This window comes from Pseudomonas sp. 05N432, from assembly GCF_056396945.1.
The window spans coordinates 62,236-82,084 of sequence record NZ_JBFTMM010000009.1; the positions used below are offsets into that span (position 1 = coordinate 62,236).

At 58.6% G+C, this 19,849-nt stretch carries 25 protein-coding genes; 10 read left to right on the forward strand and 15 right to left on the reverse strand.

Annotated elements, in window-relative coordinates; translation table 11 throughout:
• The first annotated feature begins 305 nt into the window (after positions 1–305).
• Positions 306–1,097, forward strand: a complete 792-nt coding sequence (locus AC1DHT_RS11545) for a crotonase/enoyl-CoA hydratase family protein (protein WP_427543525.1) — start codon at positions 306–308, stop codon at positions 1,095–1,097.
• 117 nt (positions 1,098–1,214) lie between these two features.
• Here AC1DHT_RS11545 and AC1DHT_RS11550 read toward each other — a convergent pair whose 3' ends face one another.
• Positions 1,215–1,970: a spermidine synthase gene (locus AC1DHT_RS11550; protein WP_427543522.1), complete on the reverse strand. Its 756-nt coding sequence runs from the start codon at positions 1,968–1,970 to the stop codon at positions 1,215–1,217.
• A 156-nt stretch (positions 1,971–2,126) separates the two neighbouring features.
• Here AC1DHT_RS11550 and AC1DHT_RS11555 point away from each other — a divergent pair, with 156 nt between their 5' ends.
• Positions 2,127–3,473 carry a class II 3-deoxy-7-phosphoheptulonate synthase gene (locus AC1DHT_RS11555; RefSeq protein WP_103315665.1) on the forward strand — a complete coding sequence of 449 codons (1,347 nt, stop codon included), beginning with the start codon at positions 2,127–2,129 and terminating at the stop codon, positions 3,471–3,473.
• A gap of 107 nt (positions 3,474–3,580) precedes the next feature.
• Here AC1DHT_RS11555 and AC1DHT_RS11560 read toward each other — a convergent pair whose 3' ends face one another.
• Both AC1DHT_RS11560 and AC1DHT_RS11565 read right to left on the reverse strand, forming a co-directional pair.
• Positions 3,581–4,810 (reverse strand): winged helix-turn-helix domain-containing protein, encoded by a 1,230-nt coding sequence (locus tag AC1DHT_RS11560; protein WP_427543518.1) that lies wholly within the window; start codon positions 4,808–4,810, stop codon positions 3,581–3,583.
• Positions 4,811–4,874: 64 nt separating this feature from the next.
• Positions 4,875–5,090: a DUF1127 domain-containing protein gene (locus AC1DHT_RS11565; RefSeq protein ID WP_054598273.1), complete on the reverse strand. Its 216-nt coding sequence runs from the start codon at positions 5,088–5,090 to the stop codon at positions 4,875–4,877.
• 97 nt (positions 5,091–5,187) lie between these two features.
• Here AC1DHT_RS11565 and AC1DHT_RS11570 point away from each other — a divergent pair, with 97 nt between their 5' ends.
• A complete protein-coding gene (locus AC1DHT_RS11570) occupies positions 5,188–6,042 on the forward strand; it encodes a LysR substrate-binding domain-containing protein (RefSeq protein ID WP_477761369.1) in 855 nt (284 codons plus the stop codon).
• Here AC1DHT_RS11570 and AC1DHT_RS11575 read toward each other — a convergent pair.
• Complete coding sequence (locus AC1DHT_RS11575; protein ID WP_427543644.1) at positions 6,032–6,766, reverse strand: sulfite exporter TauE/SafE family protein; 735 nt, start codon at positions 6,764–6,766, stop codon at positions 6,032–6,034. The two genes, AC1DHT_RS11570 and AC1DHT_RS11575, sit on opposite strands and share 11 nt — an antisense overlap.
• A 120-nt stretch (positions 6,767–6,886) precedes the next feature.
• Between AC1DHT_RS11575 and AC1DHT_RS11580 the strand changes: the two genes are divergently transcribed.
• Both AC1DHT_RS11580 and AC1DHT_RS11585 read left to right on the forward strand, forming a co-directional pair.
• A complete protein-coding gene (locus AC1DHT_RS11580) occupies positions 6,887–7,348 on the forward strand; it encodes a MarR family winged helix-turn-helix transcriptional regulator (RefSeq protein ID WP_427543515.1) in 462 nt (153 codons plus the stop codon).
• Between the two features lie 240 nt (positions 7,349–7,588).
• Positions 7,589–8,008 carry an organic hydroperoxide resistance protein gene (locus AC1DHT_RS11585; RefSeq protein ID WP_427533073.1) on the forward strand — a complete coding sequence of 140 codons (420 nt, stop codon included), beginning with the start codon at positions 7,589–7,591 and terminating at the stop codon, positions 8,006–8,008.
• 76 nt (positions 8,009–8,084) lie between these two features.
• Here the strand turns inward: AC1DHT_RS11585 and AC1DHT_RS11590 are convergent, their stop codons facing one another.
• Positions 8,085–8,654, reverse strand: coding sequence for an elongation factor P (locus AC1DHT_RS11590; protein ID WP_007943632.1), 570 nt, complete (start codon positions 8,652–8,654; stop codon positions 8,085–8,087).
• Positions 8,655–8,702: 48 nt separating this feature from the next.
• On the reverse strand, positions 8,703–9,836 hold the full coding sequence (gene earP / locus AC1DHT_RS11595; RefSeq protein ID WP_427543512.1) for an elongation factor P maturation arginine rhamnosyltransferase EarP: 1,134 nt from the start codon (positions 9,834–9,836) through the stop codon (positions 8,703–8,705).
• A gap of 122 nt (positions 9,837–9,958) precedes the next feature.
• On the opposite strand from earP, the gene AC1DHT_RS11600 reads away from it, so the two are divergent.
• Both AC1DHT_RS11600 and AC1DHT_RS11605 read left to right on the forward strand, forming a co-directional pair.
• Complete coding sequence (locus AC1DHT_RS11600; RefSeq protein WP_427543509.1) at positions 9,959–10,360, forward strand: hypothetical protein; 402 nt, start codon at positions 9,959–9,961, stop codon at positions 10,358–10,360.
• Positions 10,361–10,362: 2 nt separating this feature from the next.
• Complete coding sequence (locus AC1DHT_RS11605) at positions 10,363–10,845, forward strand: GreA/GreB family elongation factor (RefSeq protein ID WP_427543506.1); 483 nt, start codon at positions 10,363–10,365, stop codon at positions 10,843–10,845.
• 5 nt (positions 10,846–10,850) lie between these two features.
• Here the strand turns inward: AC1DHT_RS11605 and cysB are convergent, their stop codons facing one another.
• From cysB to AC1DHT_RS11630, 5 genes are all read right to left on the reverse strand, one after another.
• Positions 10,851–11,825 carry an HTH-type transcriptional regulator CysB gene (gene cysB / locus AC1DHT_RS11610; protein ID WP_007955684.1) on the reverse strand — a complete coding sequence of 325 codons (975 nt, stop codon included), beginning with the start codon at positions 11,823–11,825 and terminating at the stop codon, positions 10,851–10,853.
• A 113-nt stretch (positions 11,826–11,938) separates the two neighbouring features.
• Positions 11,939–12,439 (reverse strand): universal stress protein, encoded by a 501-nt coding sequence (locus AC1DHT_RS11615; protein WP_477761361.1) that lies wholly within the window; start codon positions 12,437–12,439, stop codon positions 11,939–11,941.
• A gap of 93 nt (positions 12,440–12,532) precedes the next feature.
• Positions 12,533–13,438, reverse strand: a complete 906-nt coding sequence (locus tag AC1DHT_RS11620) for a 5'-nucleotidase (RefSeq protein WP_427543502.1) — start codon at positions 13,436–13,438, stop codon at positions 12,533–12,535.
• Positions 13,439–13,462: 24 nt separating this feature from the next.
• On the reverse strand, positions 13,463–14,425 hold the full coding sequence (locus AC1DHT_RS11625) for a putative 2-dehydropantoate 2-reductase (RefSeq protein WP_427543499.1): 963 nt from the start codon (positions 14,423–14,425) through the stop codon (positions 13,463–13,465).
• The gene (locus AC1DHT_RS11630) at positions 14,422–14,808 is read right to left on the reverse strand and encodes a thioredoxin family protein (protein WP_427543496.1); all 387 of its coding nucleotides are present in this window, start codon (positions 14,806–14,808) and stop codon (positions 14,422–14,424) included. The genes AC1DHT_RS11625 and AC1DHT_RS11630 overlap by 4 nt, the downstream gene beginning before the upstream one ends.
• Between AC1DHT_RS11630 and AC1DHT_RS11635 the strand changes: the two genes are divergently transcribed.
• The gene (locus tag AC1DHT_RS11635) at positions 14,807–15,238 is read left to right on the forward strand and encodes a PilZ domain-containing protein (RefSeq protein WP_123584046.1); all 432 of its coding nucleotides are present in this window, start codon (positions 14,807–14,809) and stop codon (positions 15,236–15,238) included. The genes AC1DHT_RS11630 and AC1DHT_RS11635 overlap by 2 nt on opposite strands.
• 143 nt (positions 15,239–15,381) lie before the next feature.
• On the forward strand, positions 15,382–16,458 hold the full coding sequence (locus AC1DHT_RS11640; protein WP_427543492.1) for a 3-deoxy-7-phosphoheptulonate synthase: 1,077 nt from the start codon (positions 15,382–15,384) through the stop codon (positions 16,456–16,458).
• A 63-nt stretch (positions 16,459–16,521) separates the two neighbouring features.
• On the opposite strand, the gene AC1DHT_RS11645 is transcribed toward AC1DHT_RS11640, so the two are convergent.
• Positions 16,522–16,803 carry a GNAT family N-acetyltransferase gene (locus AC1DHT_RS11645; RefSeq protein WP_019692933.1) on the reverse strand — a complete coding sequence of 94 codons (282 nt, stop codon included), beginning with the start codon at positions 16,801–16,803 and terminating at the stop codon, positions 16,522–16,524.
• A gap of 635 nt (positions 16,804–17,438) precedes the next feature.
• On the opposite strand from AC1DHT_RS11645, the gene oprI reads away from it, so the two are divergent.
• The gene (gene oprI, locus AC1DHT_RS11650; RefSeq protein WP_002553018.1) at positions 17,439–17,690 is read left to right on the forward strand and encodes an outer membrane lipoprotei OprI; all 252 of its coding nucleotides are present in this window, start codon (positions 17,439–17,441) and stop codon (positions 17,688–17,690) included.
• A 124-nt stretch (positions 17,691–17,814) separates the two neighbouring features.
• Here the strand turns inward: oprI and AC1DHT_RS11655 are convergent, their stop codons facing one another.
• From AC1DHT_RS11655 to AC1DHT_RS11665, 3 genes are all read right to left on the reverse strand, one after another.
• Complete coding sequence (locus tag AC1DHT_RS11655; RefSeq protein WP_427547161.1) at positions 17,815–18,783, reverse strand: L,D-transpeptidase family protein; 969 nt, start codon at positions 18,781–18,783, stop codon at positions 17,815–17,817.
• Between the two features lie 103 nt (positions 18,784–18,886).
• The gene (locus AC1DHT_RS11660; RefSeq protein WP_427533087.1) at positions 18,887–19,180 is read right to left on the reverse strand and encodes a hypothetical protein; all 294 of its coding nucleotides are present in this window, start codon (positions 19,178–19,180) and stop codon (positions 18,887–18,889) included.
• A 57-nt stretch (positions 19,181–19,237) separates the two neighbouring features.
• Positions 19,238–19,843, reverse strand: a complete 606-nt coding sequence (locus tag AC1DHT_RS11665) for an arylesterase (protein WP_054596339.1) — start codon at positions 19,841–19,843, stop codon at positions 19,238–19,240.
• Positions 19,844–19,849 lie beyond the last annotated feature (6 nt).

Sequence of the window (19,849 nt, forward strand, 5' to 3'; positions counted from 1 at the left end):
AAAAGATTCGTCAAGGAAGAGTCCGCTGTGCGGACGTGCAGCCGAAGCTGACTTCGGGGAATTGCGCTACCTAAACGCGGCCTGGCTAAAGACCGGCGCGCACTATACCGGAATTCACCAAAAAAGGGAGCTTTATTTGTCGGAAAAACCCGGCATACACCGTTGTGTCACAGGCTTTGCGGATAATCGTGCAACGGTCTATTTTTCAAAGGCCCGGCCCTATTGGTCATGGCACTTAAACGGTTCATCTTGCAGACCGTGACCTTTGGTCCGAGCCCCCCCTTCCCCGCCCGAGGAAATACCCCATGAATCAACCTGATTGCAGTCGTGTCACCCGTGAACGACGCGGTCATGTCCTGTTGATCGGGCTGGACCGTGTGGCCAAGCGCAATGCATTTGACCTCGATCTGCTCAACGCGCTGAGCCTGGCCTATGGCGAGTTCGAAGCCGACAGCGAGGCCCGCGTCGCACTAGTGTTCGGTCATGGCGAGCACTTTACCGCCGGGCTGGACCTGGTGAGCGTCAGTGCGGCACTGGCCGAAGGCTGGCAAGCCCCGGCCGGCGGTTGCGATCCGTGGGGGGTGTTCGTTGGCCCCAGGGTCAGCAAACCGGTGATTGTTGCGGCCCAGGGTTATTGCCTGACCATTGGCATCGAACTGATGTTGGCCGCCGATATCAACCTCTGCGCGAGCAACACCCGCTTTGCGCAAATGGAAGTGCAGCGCGGCATCTTCCCCTTTGGCGGTGCAACCTTGCGCCTGCATCAGATAGCCGGCTGGGGCAATGCCATGCGCTGGCTGCTGACCGGTGATGAATTCGATGCCCACGAAGCGCTGCGTCTGGGACTGGTGCAGGAGGTGATGGCCAGCGAAGACCTGTTACCTCGTGCGCTTGAGCTGGCAGAACGCATTGCCAGGCAGGCGCCGCTGGGGGTTCAGGCAACCTTGCAGTCCGCGCGCCAGGCCCATCTGGAGGGAGAAACAGCGGCGGCATTGGCTTTGCCACCGCAGGTGAAGAAGTTGCTCAACAGTGAAGACGCCAAGGAAGGCGTGCGGTCGTTGATCGAGAAACGCCCGGGCGTGTTCAAAGGGCTTTGAGGGATGTGTTGGCAGTTAAAAAGGCATCGCGAGCAGGCTCGCTCCCACAGGGTTTTGTGAACACCGAAAATACACTGTGGGAGCGAGCCTGCTCGCGATGGCGATCTGACAAACGACTCAGGTCGCCGGGCGAATCGCCTTGATCAGCGGCTGCAACGAATAACCCAATCGCGGCGCCAGCGCTTCGGCGCGGGCGGTCAATCCTTGCATGTCCAGTTCCTGGTCAAGGTCGGCTGGCACGATCAGGATCACGTTGCCCTCTTTCACCGGCAGCTCCCAATAATGCCGGTGATAGAGCCCTCGCAGTAATGCCGCACCCAGTGGCTTGCCGTCATCGGTCGCCCATTGATTGATCACCAGCCAGCCGCCCGGATTCAGGCGTTTTTGACAGTTTTCCAGGAAGCCCCAGGCCAAATGGCCGACACCCGGCCCGACATCGGTATAAAGGTCGACGAAAATCAGATCCGCCGACTCCGCCGTCTCAAGCAACTCGAGGGCGTCGCCGATGCGGATATACAGACGAGGATCGTCGTCCAGCCCCAGGTACTCGATGGCCAGGCGCGGTACGTCCGGGCGTAACTCGATCGCTTCGACGTCTTCCAGCGGCAGGAACTTCAGGCACGCCTGAGTCAGGGTGCCCGCCCCCAGCCCGAGAAACAGCGCGCTTTCCGGCTGCTCATGGCACAGCGCACCAATCAGCATCGCGCGGGTGTAGTCGTACTCGAGCCAGCTCGGATCGGCAGTGAACACGCAGCTCTGCTCGATGGCATCGCCAAATTCGAGAAAACGGTAATCCGCCACTTCCAGCACCCGGATCATGCCGAATTCATCGTGCACCTCGGCGAGCAGATGCTCGACGCGCTCCTCAGTCATTTCGTCTCCTGGTCGTTGTCGGGCTGATCCCCGGCAACGCAATCATTCGTTCCGCTTGGCGCGGCAAAGGCGCGATTGTCCGCCAAGCTTCGGGAACAGGTCACGCACTAATTGCTGATAACATAAACGTCCGATCGTAAAACATTAGAGTCCATGATGAGCCAACCCTGGAGCCCTGACAGCTGGCGCGCCCTGCCGATCCAGCAACAACCCCACTACCCTGACGCTGCGCATTTGCAACAGGTCGAGCAAAGCCTGGCCAGTTATCCGCCATTGGTGTTTGCCGGTGAGGCCCGGGAGTTGCGCCGTCAGTTTGCCGAGGTGACTCAGGGCCGGGCGTTTTTGCTGCAAGGTGGCGATTGCGCGGAAAGCTTCGCCGAGTTCTCGGCGGCAAAAATCCGTGACACCTTCAAAGTCCTGCTGCAAATGGCGATCGTCATGACCTTCGCCGCCGGTTGTCCGGTGGTAAAAGTCGGGCGTATGGCCGGGCAGTTCGCGAAACCGCGCTCGTCCAATGACGAAACCATCAACGGCGTGACCCTGCCGGCCTACCGAGGCGACATCGTCAACGGTATCGGTTTCGATGAAAAAAGCCGCGTCCCCGACCCGGATCGCCTGTTGCAGTCCTATCACCAGTCCACCGCGACCCTGAACCTGCTGCGGGCGTTTGCCCAGGGCGGTTTTGCCGACTTGCATCAAGTGCATAAATGGAACCTGGACTTCATCGCCAACTCGGCGCTGGCCGAAAAGTACAGCCACCTGGCCGACCGCATCGATGAAACCCTGGCGTTCATGCGCGCCTGCGGCATGGACAGCTCGCCGCAACTGCGCGAAACCAGTTTCTTCACCGCCCACGAAGCGCTGCTGTTGAACTACGAAGAAGCCTTCGTACGCCGCGACAGCCTGACCAACGATTACTACGATTGCTCGGCGCACATGCTATGGATCGGCGATCGCACGCGTCAGCTCGACGGCGCTCATGTCGAGTTCCTGCGCGGGGTGAACAACCCGATCGGGGTAAAGGTCGGCCCGTCCATGAACACCGAAGAGCTGATTCGCCTGATCGATGTGCTCAACCCCGACAACGATCCAGGCCGCCTGAACCTGATCGCGCGGATGGGAGCAAACAAGGTCGGCGACCATCTGCCGCAGCTGATTCGTGCGGTCGAACGCGAAGGCAAGAAAGTGCTCTGGAGCAGCGACCCGATGCACGGCAACACCATCAAGGCCAGCAGTGGCTACAAGACCCGGGATTTTGCGCAGATCCTCGGCGAGGTGAAGCAGTTCTTCCAGGTTCACGAAGCGGAAGGCACCTATGCCGGTGGCATCCATATCGAGATGACCGGGCAGAACGTCACCGAATGCATCGGCGGTGCACGACCGATTACCGAAGATGGTTTGTCGGACCGTTACCACACCCATTGCGACCCACGGATGAATGCCGATCAGTCGCTGGAGTTGGCGTTCTTGATTGCCGAGACCCTGAAGCAGGTTCGGCGTTGAGTCATTACATCTTTGGTTGACTGATACATCGCCATCGCGAGCAGGCTCGCTCCCACAGGGATCACACTGAACCTTGTGGGAGCGGGCTTGCTCGCGAAGACGTCAGATCAGGCACCACCAATCTGCGCCAACGCCAGCCGCAACCGCGCCGCACTGGCCCTTGGGCAATTGAGCTGAACCTGCTCCAACCCCAACCAGTCGGCCATCTGCCGAAGATTCGCCGCTAACGCCTGCATCCCCTGCTCATCCAGGCCTTGTTCTTCTTCGTGCACCGCATGCACCGCCAACCGACCCAACGCCCGCTCCGCTCGAAGGTCGACCCGCGCGGCAATCCGCTCGTTGTGCAAAAACGGCAGCACGTAATAGCCGTAAACCCGTTTGTCTGGCGGCGTGTAGATTTCCAGCCGATAACGAAAATCGAACAACCGCTCGGTTCGACTGCGTTCCCAGATCAACGAATCAAACGGTGAAAGCAACGCACTGGCTTCAACCTTACGCGGCACTTTTGGCTCCGGCAGGCAGTATGCCGGTTGCTTCCAGCCCTGCACCCCGCACACCAGCAACTCACCATTTTCAACCAGCTCGGCCAGGCCGTTGCGGCACTCGGCCAGACCCAAACGAAAATAGTCGCGCAGATCCTTTTCCGTGCCGACACCCAACGCATTGGCTGCATGCAACAGCAATCCGCGTTGCGCCTCGGTTTCGCCGAGCAGCGGTTGCTTGAGTATCGATTCGGGAATCACCCGTTCCGGCAAGTCGTAAAGACGCTCAAAGCCGCGACGCCCCGCCACCGTCACTTCGCCGGCAGCGAACAACCATTCCAGTGCATGCTTTTCAGCGCTCCAATCCCACCACGGACCGGCCCGCTCCTGGCGCGTCGACAAACTGCCAGCGCCGAGTGCACCCAGCTCCTGGACTGAAGCCAGGACGCGGCGAATGGTCTCTTGCTGTTCGCGACCGAATCGCGCCAGTTGCTGATAGATCCCCTCGCCTTGCGCCGCGCGCTGCATGCGCCAACGCATCAAGGGATACATCGACAGCGGCAACAACGACGCTTCATGCCCCCAATACTCGAACAACGTACGCCGTCGGCCCTGGCTCCAGGCGGCCTGGTCGAGCAAGTCGGCGGAGTAGTTGCCAAGACGCGAGAACAGCGGAAGATAGTGCGAGCGCACCAGTGCGTTGACCGAATCGATTTGCAGAATACCCAAGCGTTCGATCAGGCGATTGAGCTGAGCGGGCTTGACCGCCGCTGGCGGCTGGCGCCCGGTGAAACCCTGGGCGGCCAGCGCCAGACGCCGAGCCTGTTTGAGGGATAAGGACAGTTCTGCGGGCATGTGCATCTCCTTGTCTGCTCGCAAACTACCTCAGTCTGAAGCTGCTTGTGTAGCGGTTCGGTACTCATTTGTGCATTGGGTCATCCCAAAATGGCCGGACGACTTCATGTTCGACATCGGCGCGGCTGATACCGATATCCTTGAGCGCTTCATCACTCATGCTGGCCAATAATGCACGCTCACGGTGGAGTTCATGCCAGCGGACGATTTTTTCCAGCCAATGGCCCAGGGAAAACCCGTGAAACTTTCCAACCAGCACATAACCTTTTTGACCTTTCATCATCTTGCCCTCCGTTGTAGATGACTGAAGTCTCGCGCCGGAGCTAAGATCAATCCAACGAATGTTTCTTATGCAATACATCTCGGAGATTGATGAATTGAGCCACTACCCGAGTATCGATACGGAAGTCCTGCGCACCTTCGTTGCCATTGCCGACCAGGGTGGTTTCACCCGCGCTGGCGAGCTGGTCAATCGCACGCAATCGGCGGTGAGCATGCAGATGAAACGGCTGGAAGAGGATGTGCTGCAACGCCAGTTGTTTCAGCGCGACGGCCGTCAGGTGAAGCTGACCGCCGAGGGTCAGGTGTTGCTCGGCTATGCCCGGCGGATCCTGAAACTCCACAGCGAAGTGTTCAACACCCTGCRTGAGCCACACATGGTCGGCACGGTGCGCATCGGCACCCCGGATGACTATGTCATGCGTTTCCTGCCAGGCATCCTCTCGCGCTTTGCCCAGGCCTATCCGCTGATCCAGATCGAAGTCCATTGCGAGTCATCCAAGCAGCTATTGCTGCGTCAGGACCTGGACCTGTCGATCGTCACCCGCGAACCCGGCAGCGAGATCGGCCAGTTGCTGCGCAAGGAACGCTTTGTCTGGGCGCAGGCGCAGTGCTTCAGCCCCAACGAGCAGACGCCGCTGCCTCTGGCGATGTTCAACAGTGATTGTTTTTGCAGGCTTTGGGCCTGCAATGCGCTGGACGCTTCCGGGCGCGAGTACCGGATCGCCTACAACAGCTCGAGCCTGTCGGCGATCATGGCGGTGGTCAGCGCCGGGCTGGCGGTCACCGCGCAACTGGAAAGCCTGATCACCCAGGACATGCGCATCCTCGGCGAGGCTGAAGGCCTGCCCCTGTTGCCCGAAGCCAGCATCATGCTGGTGCGCAACCTGAACAACCCTTCGCCCATCACCGAGTGCCTGGCGGAGCACATTGTCGAAGGCTTCAAACTTTAAAGGCGAGCATCACCGCGCAGAGCACCAGAAAGGCGCAGAACAACCCGCGTAGCAAGCGCTCCGGCATGGCGTGGGCGATCTTCACGCCCCAACTGATGCTCAGTAAACCGCCAACGGCCATCGGCAGTGCAATGCCCCAGTTCACTTGATGATGGAGCGCGTAAGTCACCAGCGTGACGCCGGTGCTGGGCAAGGCCAGCGCCAGTGACAACCCTTGAGCCACCACTTGCGTAGTGCCGAACAGGCTGGTGAGCACCGGCGTCGCCACCACCGCACCGCCCACGCCGAACAACCCGCCCATGGTCCCCGATGCGGCGCCCAACACCCCCAGCCAAGGCCACGAGTAACGCATCTGCGAGGCAGCCGGCGTAGTAGCCATGAACATGCGCAACAGGTTGTAGGCCGACAAGGCGATCAGGAACGCCACAAATCCGATGCGCATCAGCTGTGCATCAATGCCCACCGCCCAGATCGAGCCGATCCAGGCAAAGCAGAAACCCATTGAGGCCAACGGCAACGCGTGGCGCAGTTCGATGCGATTGCGCTGGTGATAGCGCCACAGCGCCAGCATCACGTTAGGCACCACCATGACCAACGCCGTGCCCTGGGCAATTTGCTGATCCAGACCGAACAACACGCCCAACGCGGGAATCGCGATCAAACCACCGCCAATCCCGAACACCCCGCCGACAGTGCCCAGCGCAGCGCCGAGCACCAGATACATCACTAACTCCATCACTGACCACTCCCCCTCACTTCAGGCCTCGCATCCTAAACCAAAATTATCTGGCGCATTAAAGACTCGACCGCTAAATTCATGACGATGAATGATCAAGGTTTAGACATGAGCACCCAACGCAACACCCCGGCCAACTGCGACAACCTGCTGCTGGACAACCAGCTGTGCTTTGCCCTGCACTCAACCTCACTGCTGATGACCAAGGTCTACAAACCCTTGCTGCAAGCACTGGGCCTGACCTATCCGCAATACCTGGCAATGATGGTGCTGTGGGAGCGCGACGGGCTGACCGTCGGCGAAATCAGCACGCGCCTGCTGACCGATCCCGGCTCCCTGACACCGCTGCTCAAGCGCCTGGAAGCCGAAGGCCTGCTGAGCCGTACCCGCAGCCGCGAAGATGAACGCGTGGTGATTGTCGAGCTGACCGAACAAGGTCGCGCCCTGCGGGAAAAAGCCCGAGAGATTCCGCCGTGCATCCTCGGCGCCAGCGGCCAGACCCTGGAACAGATGCGCAAACTGCAGGCCGACCTGCAGAACCTGCGCAGTCATCTGCAAGACAGCCTCTAACCTTCAAACCATCAAACATCCCCTGTGGGAGCGAGCCTGCTCGCGAAGACTGCGTGTGATTCAGCATTGATGTTGGCTGACACACCGCCTTCGCGAGCAGGCTCGCTCCCACATTTTTTTTGCGCGGCAAACTTTTTAAAATTTATCTTGCGCGCAAAACATTCGCGGGCTACATTTATTTCGAAATTACTTAGCGCGCAAACCTTTAGCGCAAAATAAATCCAGAATGAGGCTCACACCATGCAAACTCTCTATACCGCAGTTGCAACCGCTACCGGTGGCCGTGATGGTCGTGCCGTTTCCAGCGACAACATCCTCGACGTCAAACTCGCCACGCCAAAAGAACTCGGCGGTGCCGGCGGTGCAGCGACCAACCCTGAGCAACTGTTCGCGGCCGGTTACTCCGCATGCTTCATCGGTGCGCTGAAGTTCGTCGCCAGCCAGACCAAGCGCAAAATCCCTGATGATGCCTCGATCACCGCTCATGTCGGCATTGGTCAGATCCCTGGTGGTTTCGGCCTGGATATCGACCTGAATGTCAGCCTGCCCGGCCTGGAACAGGCCGACGCGCAAGCGCTCGTCGACGCCGCGCACCAGGTCTGCCCGTACTCCAATGCCACTCGCGGCAATGTAGACGTTCGCCTGCACGTCACTGTCTGAGTGTTCGTAGCCGACAGACGCGCACAAAAAAGCCCGACTCGATGGTCGGGCTTTTTCTTTCCTGCAAAAACTGCGCTTATTTGGCGCGGCCTTTGTAAGAACCGCCTTCGCGGGTATCGATCTCGATCATGTCGCCGATTTCGATGAAGTCGGCAACCGACAGCTCGGTACCGTTTTTCAGTTTGGCAGGCTTCATCACCTTGCCGGAAGTGTCACCGCGAGCGGAACCTTCGGTGTAGTCAACCTGACGCACGATAGTGGTCGGCAGTTCTACGGAAACCAGACGCTCTTCGAAGAAGATCGCTTCGCAAACATCGGTCATGCCTTCTTCAACGAAAGGCAGAACAGCTTCGATGTCTTCAGCGTTCAGCTCGTACATGGTGTAGTCAGTGGTGTCCATGAACGTGTAGGTGTCGCCGCTGATGAACGACAGGGTCGCTTCTTTGCGGTCGAGGATTACGTCGTCCAGTTTGTCGTCAGCGCTGTAAACGATCTCGGTCTTGTAACCGGTCAGCAGGTTTTTCAGCTTGGTCTTCATGATCGCGCTGTTACGACCGGACTTGGTGAATTCAGCTTTCTGAACCAGCCAAGGGTCGTTTTCGAGACGGATCACCGTACCGGGTTTCAGTTCTTTACCAGTTTTCATTGCGAATATCCGAATTTGGATGGGATTTACAAAAATCTAGGCCGCGTATCATATCCAATTTAGGTAAAACTGCACCAGCGCCGAAGCAAGATCGGCCTGCAAAGCCTGTTCCAGACACCATGCCTGGGCGTGTTTTTGCAGTTCTGGCCAGTGTTCCTGTGTCGCAACCCATGCCTGAGCCATTCCAGCGCCCGTATTCCAGGCCCGCCATAATCCGACGAGTGCCGCTTTTGCCGCCGGAGAAAGGCCTGCGGTGTACAGCGTCAGAAAAGCTTCGAGCTTGTCCAGGTGGACATCTTCTTCCTGTTGATAAATATGCCACAGCATTGGCCGGGCCGCCCATTGCGCGCGGACGAACGAGTCCTCCCCACGCACCGCGTTGAAATCACAACACCACAGCAGCAGGTCGTATTGATCCTGTCGGACGAACGGCAACACCTGCACGGTCAACGCCCCTCGCACCTGTAATGCTCCGGCACCCAGCCCTTCAACCCCCAGCCAGCGCTCGACGTCGCCCAGGATCCGGCCCTCGGGCACCAGCAGATGAGTGGTATGAATGTCACTCGCCATGACGTCCAGCCAATCGGCCAATCCGGCATTCTCGTAGGCGAATAACGAAATCAGCCGCGTACCTTCGGCGCGATCGACGCCCAGCCCTTGCAGGAGTTCGCGCTGAGCCTCAGTGCTGTGTTGAAACTGCTCGCGCCGCTCCAGCAACCCGCGCTCACGCAACAAGCCGCCAGTACCCGCCTTAAACCCCGGAAAGAAGAAGTACTTCTGCACCTGTTTGTACTTCACCGACGGCAAGCCATGGCAGCCGACGATCCAGTCTTCGGCACTCAAATAATCGAGATTCATCCACAGCGGAGTCTTTTCGCGCGCGGCCATTGCCTCCATATAGGCATGCGGCAACTGGCAGGCGAATGCAGCGATCACCACATCGGCGGCCTCTGTCGGCGCCCAGTCGGCCGGCCAATGGCAGACTTCGACGCCTTGCTGCCATTGCCGGGCAGCACTGATGTCGAGTTCCGGGCACAAGCGTTCGAAGGCCCGCAGGTCATCGACCCACAGCCGTACCGCACAGTGATGTTCGGCCACTAATTGTCGGGCCAGGCGCCAGGTCACGCCGATGTCGCCGTAGTTGTCGACGACCGTACAGAAAATATCCCAGTCGACTTTCATTCCAGGCTCCATGGGGCAAAGACCTCAATTGTCCGCATAAATCGTTGCGTGCAGAAGAGCCGACGCCGATTAATCTTCGTGCGACAATCGCGCCAGCCCACCCCCCTCGCCAGGAGGCAATCATGCCCTACCGTCCACATGTTCGCCGCACGGTGTCTATCACACTCAGTCCGCTGCAACTGATTGCCAGCATTGCGGTGGGTCTGTGGCTGGGATTTTTAGCCATCGCGCTGACCTGCTGGCTGGCGTCGAAACTGCTGTTCAGCGAACAACTCGCCCCGCTTGCCGATGCGGCGCATCGAATAGCACAACCCAAGCCTGCGGCGGTTGAACCGGCACCCGAGAATCCGATGTTCGAGCAGTACAAGGAAAACCTGCGCAAACAGGCGCAACAGCAAACGCTCGATCAGGCACGTAGCAATACCCGCAACCTGTCCAACCCGAAATGCCAGTTCTGGCTACAGCAAGACCAAACCGCGTCCAGCGAAAAAAGCCGCGCCAACGTCCAGCAATTCTGCGATTGATCATGAACAAACACACGGTCCACCAACTGATTCTGGAAAAGCTTGCGGTCGATCTCGACATCGCCGAGCGCGCAGCGCAAACCGCATACGAAACCGCGACCCACGAAGAAAACATCGCCGAGAACAAGTACGACACCCTGGGGCTGGAAGCGTCTTATCTGGCAGCCGGACAAGCCAAACGGGTGGAGGAAATCCGCCAGTCACTGGTGCTGTGCCAGAACCTGGCATTGCGCGCTTATGACGATCAGCGCGGGATTGAAGTCGGTGCGCTGTTGGGCCTGGAAGACGAAAAGGGACGCGAACAGTGGCTGTTCCTGGCCCCTGATGCAGCCGGCTTGAAGGTTGATCTGGTGGGGCAACTGATTACCGTCATCACCCCGCGCTCACCGCTGGGCAAAAGTCTGCTGGGCAAATTCGAGGGGGATGAGGTCGAGATCGTCGTGGCTGGCACTCGGCAACAATTCGCTGTCACCGAGGTGGTCTAGTCAGTTCAATGAACCGGTAGTTCAACGCCTTCGAACAGCTCTTCCAGTTCCTGCTTGTTGTGGCACTGGATGGCTTTGGCCATGACTTCGCGAGTCAGGTGCGGGGCGAACTTCTCGATGAAGTCACACATGAAGCCACGCAGGAACGTCCCGCGACGGAAACCGATTTTGGTCACGCTGGATTCGAACAGCTCGCTGGCGTCGAGCACCACCAGGTCGTTGTCTAGCTTGGTGTCGACGGCCATTTTCGCCACGATCCCGACACCCAGCCCCAAGCGAACGTAGGTCTTGATCACGTCGGCGTCGGCGGCGGTGAACACTACTTTCGGGGTCAGGCCGCGATGGCTGAAGGCTTCGTCGAGTTTCGAACGACCCGTGAAACCGAACACGTACGTCACGATCGGGTATTCAGCCAGGGCTTCGAGGGTCAGCTTCGGCAGCTTGGTCAACGGGTGACCTTGCGGCACGACAACGCAGCGGTTCCAGCGGTAGCACGGCATCATCACCAAGTCGCCGAACAGCTCCAGCGCTTCAGTGGCAATGGCAAAATCCACGGTGCCATCAGCGGCCATTTCGGCGATCTGCATCGGTGAACCCTGGTGCATGTGCAGGGCAACGTCCGGGTATTGCTTGATGAAATTGCTGATCACCGGCGGCAGTGCATAACGCGCCTGGGTGTGGGTGGTGGCAATCGACAGGGTGCCTTTCTTCTCGTTGGAGAACTCCTGAGCGATCTGCTTGATGCTTTCAACCTTGCGCAGAATTTCGCCAGCCGTGGTGATGATTCGCTCACCGGCCGGGGTCACTCGGGTCAGGTGTTTGCCGCTGCGCGCAAAAACCTCGACACCCAACTCGTCTTCCAGCAGACGGATCTGCTTGCTGATGCCCGGCTGCGAGGTGTACAGGCTTTGAGCAGTAGCGGAAACGTTGAGGTCGTGGTGCGCCACTTCCCAGATGTAGCGCAATTGTTGAAGCTTCATATGAATCCCTCAAAGCAGATAGACGCCACGGGCATCAGCGACGGTATATAACTATATTAATGGCTTGAAGAATAAATCTAGAACTTTTTCATCAAAAGGCCAGCATTCTCGCCTTAAATATCGCCGTKACGCCGACGCTGCGACAATGGCACCAGGTAAACCGGCACGTGCGACAACTGCAGCACACGCGCAGCAGTCCGTCCCAACGGTGTTTCTCCACCGGCCCCATGGCTGTGACTTCCTAGGATCAACAAATCCACCGAGAGTTTCTGTGCCTGATCAAGAATGACCTGCGACGGATCGCCCTGGAACACTCTGACCGATTGAATCAGCTCCAGGTCCTGCTGCCCCTCCCCCAACTCTTCGCGGAAGCTGTCGAATACCCGCTGCTCGATATTGGCCATCACCGTGTTCAAACCCTGACTGTGAAATTCATTCAAGGCTTGCTCGTCGAGATAGCTCTGCAACACCGATTCGGCAAAAAGCCCCATGGGCTCAACTGCGTGTACCACGTACAGATCGGCTTTGAATGTTCGTGCCAATGCCAATGCATGCTGCATCACAAAGGGTGCGTACAGGCCGAGGTCAGTGGCATACAGCATCGAATGGATCATTTGATCTCCTCGAATGCAAAGATGGCGGCGATTAATTCAGCTTAGCAGCGCCACAGCGATACGACGTTCTGCGCAAGGCATTGAACGTTGGGCTTAAATCTTCAGTTCATTACTGATGCCGTGAGGGACGTGACCGGTGGCGACCACCTCACGCGCCAACTCGCAGTGGCCTGCCTGGTCATCGAAAAATACGTCGGCGGCGAAGGCTTCAAGAAACGCCGATTTCGCCAGTCCGCCGAGAAACAGCGATTCGTCGAGTCGAATATCCCACTCGCGCAAGGTACGGATTACCCGCTCGTGGGCCGGTGCCGAACGCGCGGTCACCAGTGCAGTGCGGATCGGGCAGCTGTCATCAGGAAACTCGCGCTGCAACAGATTGAGCGCTGCCAGAAAGCCTTTGAACGGCCCACCACGCAATGGCTCGCGAGCGGCTTCACGCTCGTTGGCCTGAAACGCTTCGAGGCCATCCGACTGATACACCCGCTCCGACTCATCGGAAAACAACACGGCGTCGCCATCGAAGGCAATGCGCAATTCCTCGCTCGCAGCGCGGCTCGCACCGCCCGACAGAATAGTCGCCGCCGCGAAGCCGGCATCGAGGGCACTGCGTACGTCATCGGCGTGGGTGGAGAGAAACAGATCGCAGCCGAAGGCCTTCAGGTAGGGATACGGACTGCGCCCGCCAACAAACGCTGCGCGGGAAATCGTCAGGCCGTAATGGTGAATCGAGTTGAAGACTCGCAAACCGGTGTCTGCGCTATTGCGCGACACCAGCACCACCTCGACCCGCGCCCGACCGAGGCTGGTATTGAGGTTCAACAGTTTTTGCACCAGCGGGAACGCATCACCCGGCTCGAGGATTTCATCTTCGTGCTCGATCTGATACTGCCGATAAACCTCGACGCCGCTCGCCAGATAGAGCTTGTGGCTTTCGCTCAGGTCGAACAGTGCCCGCGAAGAAATCGCCAGCACCAGTTTGTCGCCTATCCCTTTTGCCATGCTGCTCCCCCCGGGTGAAACGACTTAACCGTTATGCCGATCGACAAAACTCAAGGCCTGATACAAGGCCTCGACTTTCGGCAACTCGCAACCGGCGGCCTTGGCGGCGGCCAGTGGCCGCGCATAAATCGCGGCCAATTCCAGTGGCCGTTTATGCTGGTAGTCGTGGTACATGCTCGGCCAGTAGTCCGGCATTTTTTCAGTGACCTTGAACAGGTGCTCGGCATACCCCGGCGGCATGCTGTGGCCACAGGCAAGTGCGCCCGTCACCACTTCCGCCATCAACGCCTGAATCAGTTCACGGCTGCTGTCATCGGCCATCAGCGGTGTCGTGCTCGCGCCGAGCAAGACCGATAAACCGTTGTAAGGAACATTCCAGACCAGTTTTTGCCAACGCGCCTGCTGAAGGTTGACCATCGCCTGCGATTCAAGACCGGCGGTACGAAACAGCCCCGCCCCTTGCTCGACAATCGCCTGACGCGCCGTCTCGTCATCAAGCGCCGGTCCACTGTGATAACCCACGTTCACCGCACCGAATGCCTGATGTTCGATCACTCCGGGACCCGAGCGATGCACGCAGATAAAGCACAAACCACCCAACAAGTGCAGGGAGTCGGGTAACAGATCACGCAGGCTGTCTTCGACATCCAGACCATTTTGCAGCAACAGGACCTTCGCCCCCGGCGCCGCGGCCTTGATGATCGCCGGTGCAAGCCCGGCGTTGCTGGTGGTTTTCGCGCCGACCAGCAACCAGTCGCACAGCGGCATATCGTCGGCCGACGAATACGCCTGAACCGGATTCAAGGTCAACGCACCATAGGGCACGCTGTTGAGTTGCAGGCCGCGCTTGGCGACCGCTGAAAACTCGCTGCGCAACAGAAAGTGCACATCCAACCCGGCCCGAGCCAGCATCACGCCGTAAAAGCCACCGATCGCCCCGGTGCCGATAATGCCGATTCTCGGCTTTTCAACTGCTGTGCCCGTCATGGCAACTCCTCTGGATTTCGACTCAGCGCCTGCCCCAACGCAGCATTCAGTTCGGTGCGGGCCAGACGCGACTGTAGCGCCCCATAAAACTCGCCATCACGCACGACAAACAACGCGGGCAAATGAAAGACCTGATAACGCTCCACCACGCCACCGTTGTTCCCCGCGTCGATCCAGCACAGCTGATCGACATCAAGCTCCAGTTCCGGCAACTGCTGGCGCGCCCAACGGCAACTGGAACAGCCGACGCTGGTAAAAATCACCAGCGACACACCACTCATCGCCAACAGCCGCTGGTCGGCATCGAAATCAGTCAGCTCGCATTCGACAACTATACTGGGTGAAGCACTGTCGAATGACCGACACTTGGAGTCTGTGTTCATGGGGCGCTTTATTCCTCATCCTGACGATGTGCCTGTCGAGTTAACGTTGCGCAAGCATCAGTGTATTTCTCGGCAAGAACTGCACACTATCAGTCTCGGAGGCGTGGCTTGCAATTACCACCGCGCCTGGCGCAAAGGAACGGCACTGGAAGTGCGAATGCCGACCCTGAGCGAAAATGTCTGTTATCTGGGCTATGTGGCCTGGTGCCTGCGACGAAAGCACGGTTATCTGGTCGGCATCGCGTTCATCGATGAACAGACCCTGTTCAAAGCGCGGATGGGCGAGCAGGTCTGCCAGATTGAACGTTTTTGCCGTCAGCAAATGCCCCAGGTCGAGCAGCAAGGCGTCGAGGCGCTGGCCCTCAAATGGCTCGACCAGCATGCCACCGAGTACTCCCACGAGACCGTCCGACAGGCCTTTGCGCAGTAAGCGCTGGATAAACCCGCGCCTGCCCATTGTCGAGCCACCGCGTAACGCGCTAAGGTTCGGCTCCCCGCTGCGCTTAAATCATGCTGTGCTCCGCCGCGCGGGGATCGCTGGCGGCCGGCACCCGTGACCTGACGAGTAACACGATGGCTGATTTACCGATCAATGACCTAAACGTCGCCTCCAACGAGACGCTGATCACTCCTGACCAGCTCAAGCGTGATATCCCCCTGAGCGACGCTGCCCTGCGCACCGTGACCAAGGGCCGCGAAGTGATTCGCAATATCCTGGATGGCACCGACCACCGCCTGTTCGTCGTTATCGGGCCTTGCTCGATCCACGACATCAAGGCTGCACACGAATATGCCGAGCGCCTCAAGGTACTCGCCGCTGAAGTGTCCGATACCCTGTATCTGGTCATGCGGGTCTATTTCGAGAAACCACGGACCACCGTCGGCTGGAAAGGCCTGATCAACGACCCGTACCTGGATGACTCGTTCAAGATTCAGGACGGCCTGCACATTGGCCGTCAGTTGCTGCTGGATCTGGCCGAGATGGGCCTGCCAACGGCGACCGAAGCACTTGACCCGATCTCGCCACAGTACCTGCAAGACCTGATCAGCTGGTCGGCGATTGGCGCGCGCACCACCGAATCCCAGACGCACCGTGAAATGGCTTCGGGCCTTTCCTCGGCAGTCGGCTTCAAGAACGGCACCGACGGCGGCCTGACGGTTGCCATCAACGCCCTGCAGTCGGTGTCCAGCCCGCACCGTTTCCTGGGGATCAACCAGGAAGGTGGCGTGTCGATCGTCACCACCAAAGGCAATGCCTACGGTCACGTGGTGCTGCGCGGTGGCAACGGCAAACCGAACTACGATTCGGTCAGCGTCGCGCTCTGCGAGCAAGCGCTGAACAAGGCGAAGATCAAGCCGAACATCATGGTCGACTGCAGCCACGCCAACTCCAACAAGGATCCGGCGCTGCAACCGCTGGTGATGGAGAACGTGGCCAACCAGATCCTCGAAGGCAACCAGTCGATCATCGGCCTGATGGTCGAAAGCCATTTGAACTGGGGTTGCCAGGCGATTCCAAAAGACCTCGCCGAGTTGCAATACGGCGTGTCGATCACCGACGCCTGCATCGATTGGACCGCTACCGAAAAGACCTTGCGCAGCATGCATGCCAAGCTCAAGGATGTGCTGCCGAAACGCCAGCGTACCTGAGCGCATTCAGCGCACACAAAAACGCCGGGCTAAGCCCGGCGTTTTTTTATTCGGTAATCCTGCTCAGAGCTTGGCCGCATGCCGCTGGTGACGCTCCATGTAGCGCTCCACATAGGAGCACGACGGAATGACTGTGTAGCCCATTTCCTCGGCGTACTGCAGCGCCTGTTCGGTCAACGCCGCCGCAATACCGCGACCACGCAACGCGTTGGGCACGAAAGTACGATAGATATCCAGGGTCTGTTTCCCCAGATCCATATAGGTCAGGTAGGCACGATGACCGTCCACATTGGTCTCGAACTGATGACCAGCCTGGTCATGGTGGATGGACAACGCCTCGCTCATCACTACTCCTCGCGGGTCTTGAACTGACCCCTACCTTACCGATGTTTTCCCGGCGAAGGAACCTCTACGCCACCCCGTGTCTGTTTGGACACCGAGAAGAACTGCACCCATCTCGCGCAACCGGACACATTTCGAATAGTAGGCACCAAAGGCTGAAATGCTCAAGGCGCACTTGTCATCACGTCGATTGCGCAGGTTCAGCGCAGGGCACGTAGTGGCGGCTCGACCGAACATCTCCCCTGGTCGATAGCCTGAACATTGCCGGATGTTGAGACTTAAGACGAACCGGGCTTGTTAAAGTCACCTCTACATGCACAAAGAGGCGTGAGCCGCTCCGCAAATTCTGAACAAAAGTGTAGACGAATCGATATAGAGCGACTTTGGCTCTAGAGCGTGAAACAGTCGTAAACGTCTGTCAGCTATACAAGCAGGTCGCTCAGGGCGGGCTTCCCAGCTGACTAATTTTTATACAACACGATTAAAAGTTGCTCGAAAAAGATTCCGCGCCTACAATTTTTTTTGCTTCTTGCGCTACGTCAGTTTACTTACTACAAGTAATGGGTAGTATGTACGCCGGCTATTTCCTCACTCTGAGGAGACAGCTACTTAATAGAAAGTCCTTGAAGGGGAACACGATGAACAACGTTCTGAAATTCTCTGCTCTGGCTCTGGCCGCAGTTCTGGCTACCGGTTGCAGCAGCGTATCGAAAGAAACCGAAGCACGTCTGACTGCTACTGAAGACGCAGCAGCTCGCTCCCAGGCTCGTGCAGACGAAGCTTACCGTAAAGCTGATGAAGCTCTGGCTGCTGCTCAAAAAGCACAACAGACTGCTGACGAAGCTAACGAGCGTGCTCTGCGCATGCTGGACAAAGCTAGCCGCAAGTAATAGTCCTTCGGGATTGTTATCAAGCCGATCCATTTTTTGGGTCGGCTTTTTTTTGCCCGGACTTTATCGAGGGCAATAAAAAACCCACCGACGCCATGAGGCCCCGGCGGGTCGTTTGAAGCGCTTACTGCAGGTCGATCGGTACAGCCGACGCCACAGGCGTGGAGGTATTCGGTACGGCGATTTCCACCGGCATGCCATCTTCAGCGGCGACCACGTCGCGCACCACATCCCAGTTCATGCGCAGGTTTTTGGCCAGATCTTCACGCTTGAGCAAAGCGTTGATCACAGCGGTGTGCTTGTCGACCACCGATGGGTTGCCAGTGTCGTCCAGCGGTGTATGCGCCTCCAGGTAAACCTTGCCGCCACTCACGCCGAACTTGTACGGGTCGTTGAGGATCCGCACCGACGTTCCCACCGGCACCATGCCGGCCATTTCCAGCACATTGTTGTTGAACATGCGGAAGCAGCCATGGCTGGTACGCATGCCGATACCAAACTTCTTGTTCGAACCGTGAATCAGGTAGCCCGGTGTGCCCAGCGTGAACTTGAACGGCCCCAGAGGGTTGTCAGGGCCGGCCGGCACGACGTTTGGTAGCGGATCGCCATCGGCGGCGTGCTCGGCCTTGATCGAGGCTGGAGGAGTCCAGGTCGGGTTCGGCGTTTTGGCAGTGATGCTGGTGTGGGCGATTGGCGAGCCCCAGCCTTCACGACCGATACCCAGCGGGAAGGTGTACACCACGTTCCGGCCTTTGGGGTAGTAGTAGAGGCGATACTCGGCCAGGTTGATCACGATGCCTTCACGCGGGCCCGGTGGCAGGATAAAACGCGTTGGCAGCACGACTTCGGTGCCAGCACCTGGCAACCACGGATCGACACCCGGGTTGGCGGCGACCATTTCCAGGTAGCCCAGATCGTAGGTGGTGCCCAGATCGGCAAAGGTGTCTTCGTACTTGGCTTTGACTGTTTGCACCTGGCCGACGATATCTTCGCCCGGCGGCGGTAAAGGCAGCTCCAATGCTGCAACGGGACCCGCTACACACAAGGCGGCAAGAGACAAGTAGCGGGTGACGGCAGGAAAGCGCGGCAGCATCCGGAACATCCTTCGTATGATCAACAGAGGGTATGGGGGCAAGATTGTACACCGAAGGCCCCGAATTCGGGGAGCCGGGTCGATGGACTGCCCTTTGGGGGCTTTACAGTTCGAAGCGCAACTCAGGCCAGATCGGCGATGTACCGCGCTTCTGCGATTCGAGGATCGCCCGGCACAGCGAGCACAGTCGCTGGTCCTGAAACACCGTCCGGTCGACACTCGACCAGCGCGGCTGCGCCGGCAACAAAGTGCCGCACAGGGTACGGTCGGCCGAGCCGCCCAACTCCAGTTGTCGCGCCACCAGATGCACCCGGACTTCCTGGCAGGCGAACAGATCCAGCTGTTCGTCAGGCTCGATCAGTTGGTAGGCAAACAGGGACCAGGCAGGACGCGGCATCGAGGGCTCCAAATCAGGGGGCGCCACATTAGCCGAAAGACTGCCGCTAGAAAAGCGTCATAGCAGTGGTTTTAGCGTAGGCCAGACATTTTCCAGCAACTTGCCCTGCGCCGCGACCGCCGGGTGAATGCCATCGGCCTGCATCAGCTCGGGATTCCCGCCGATTCCCTGAAGAAAAAACGGTACCAGCGGGACCTTTTTCTCCTCGGCCAGATCGCTGTAGACCTTCGCGAAAGCCTCGGTGTAGCGCACCCCATAATTGGGTGGCAATTGCATACCCAGCAGCAGCACCCTGGCACCGCTCGCCCTGGCGTTGTCGATCATCGACGCAAGATTTTGTTGCAATTGCGTTGGCAGCAATCCACGCAGCCCGTCGTTGCCCCCCAATTCGAGAATTACCACCTCAGGCTTATGCTCCACAAGCAGCGCCGGCAGGCGTGCCTGACCGCCGGCACTGGTGTCGCCACTGATGGATGCATTGACCACCGTCTCGGTGAAACCTTCGTGCTTGAGCCGCTGTTCAAGCAACGACACCCACCCTTGCCGGGTATCCAGGCCGAAAGCTGCGCTGATACTATCGCCAACGATCAGGACTGTACCCGCCGCTGCGTTCTGGGCCATGCACATCAAGGCCAGGCCAGCACTCAAAAACCACACACGCATCGGACT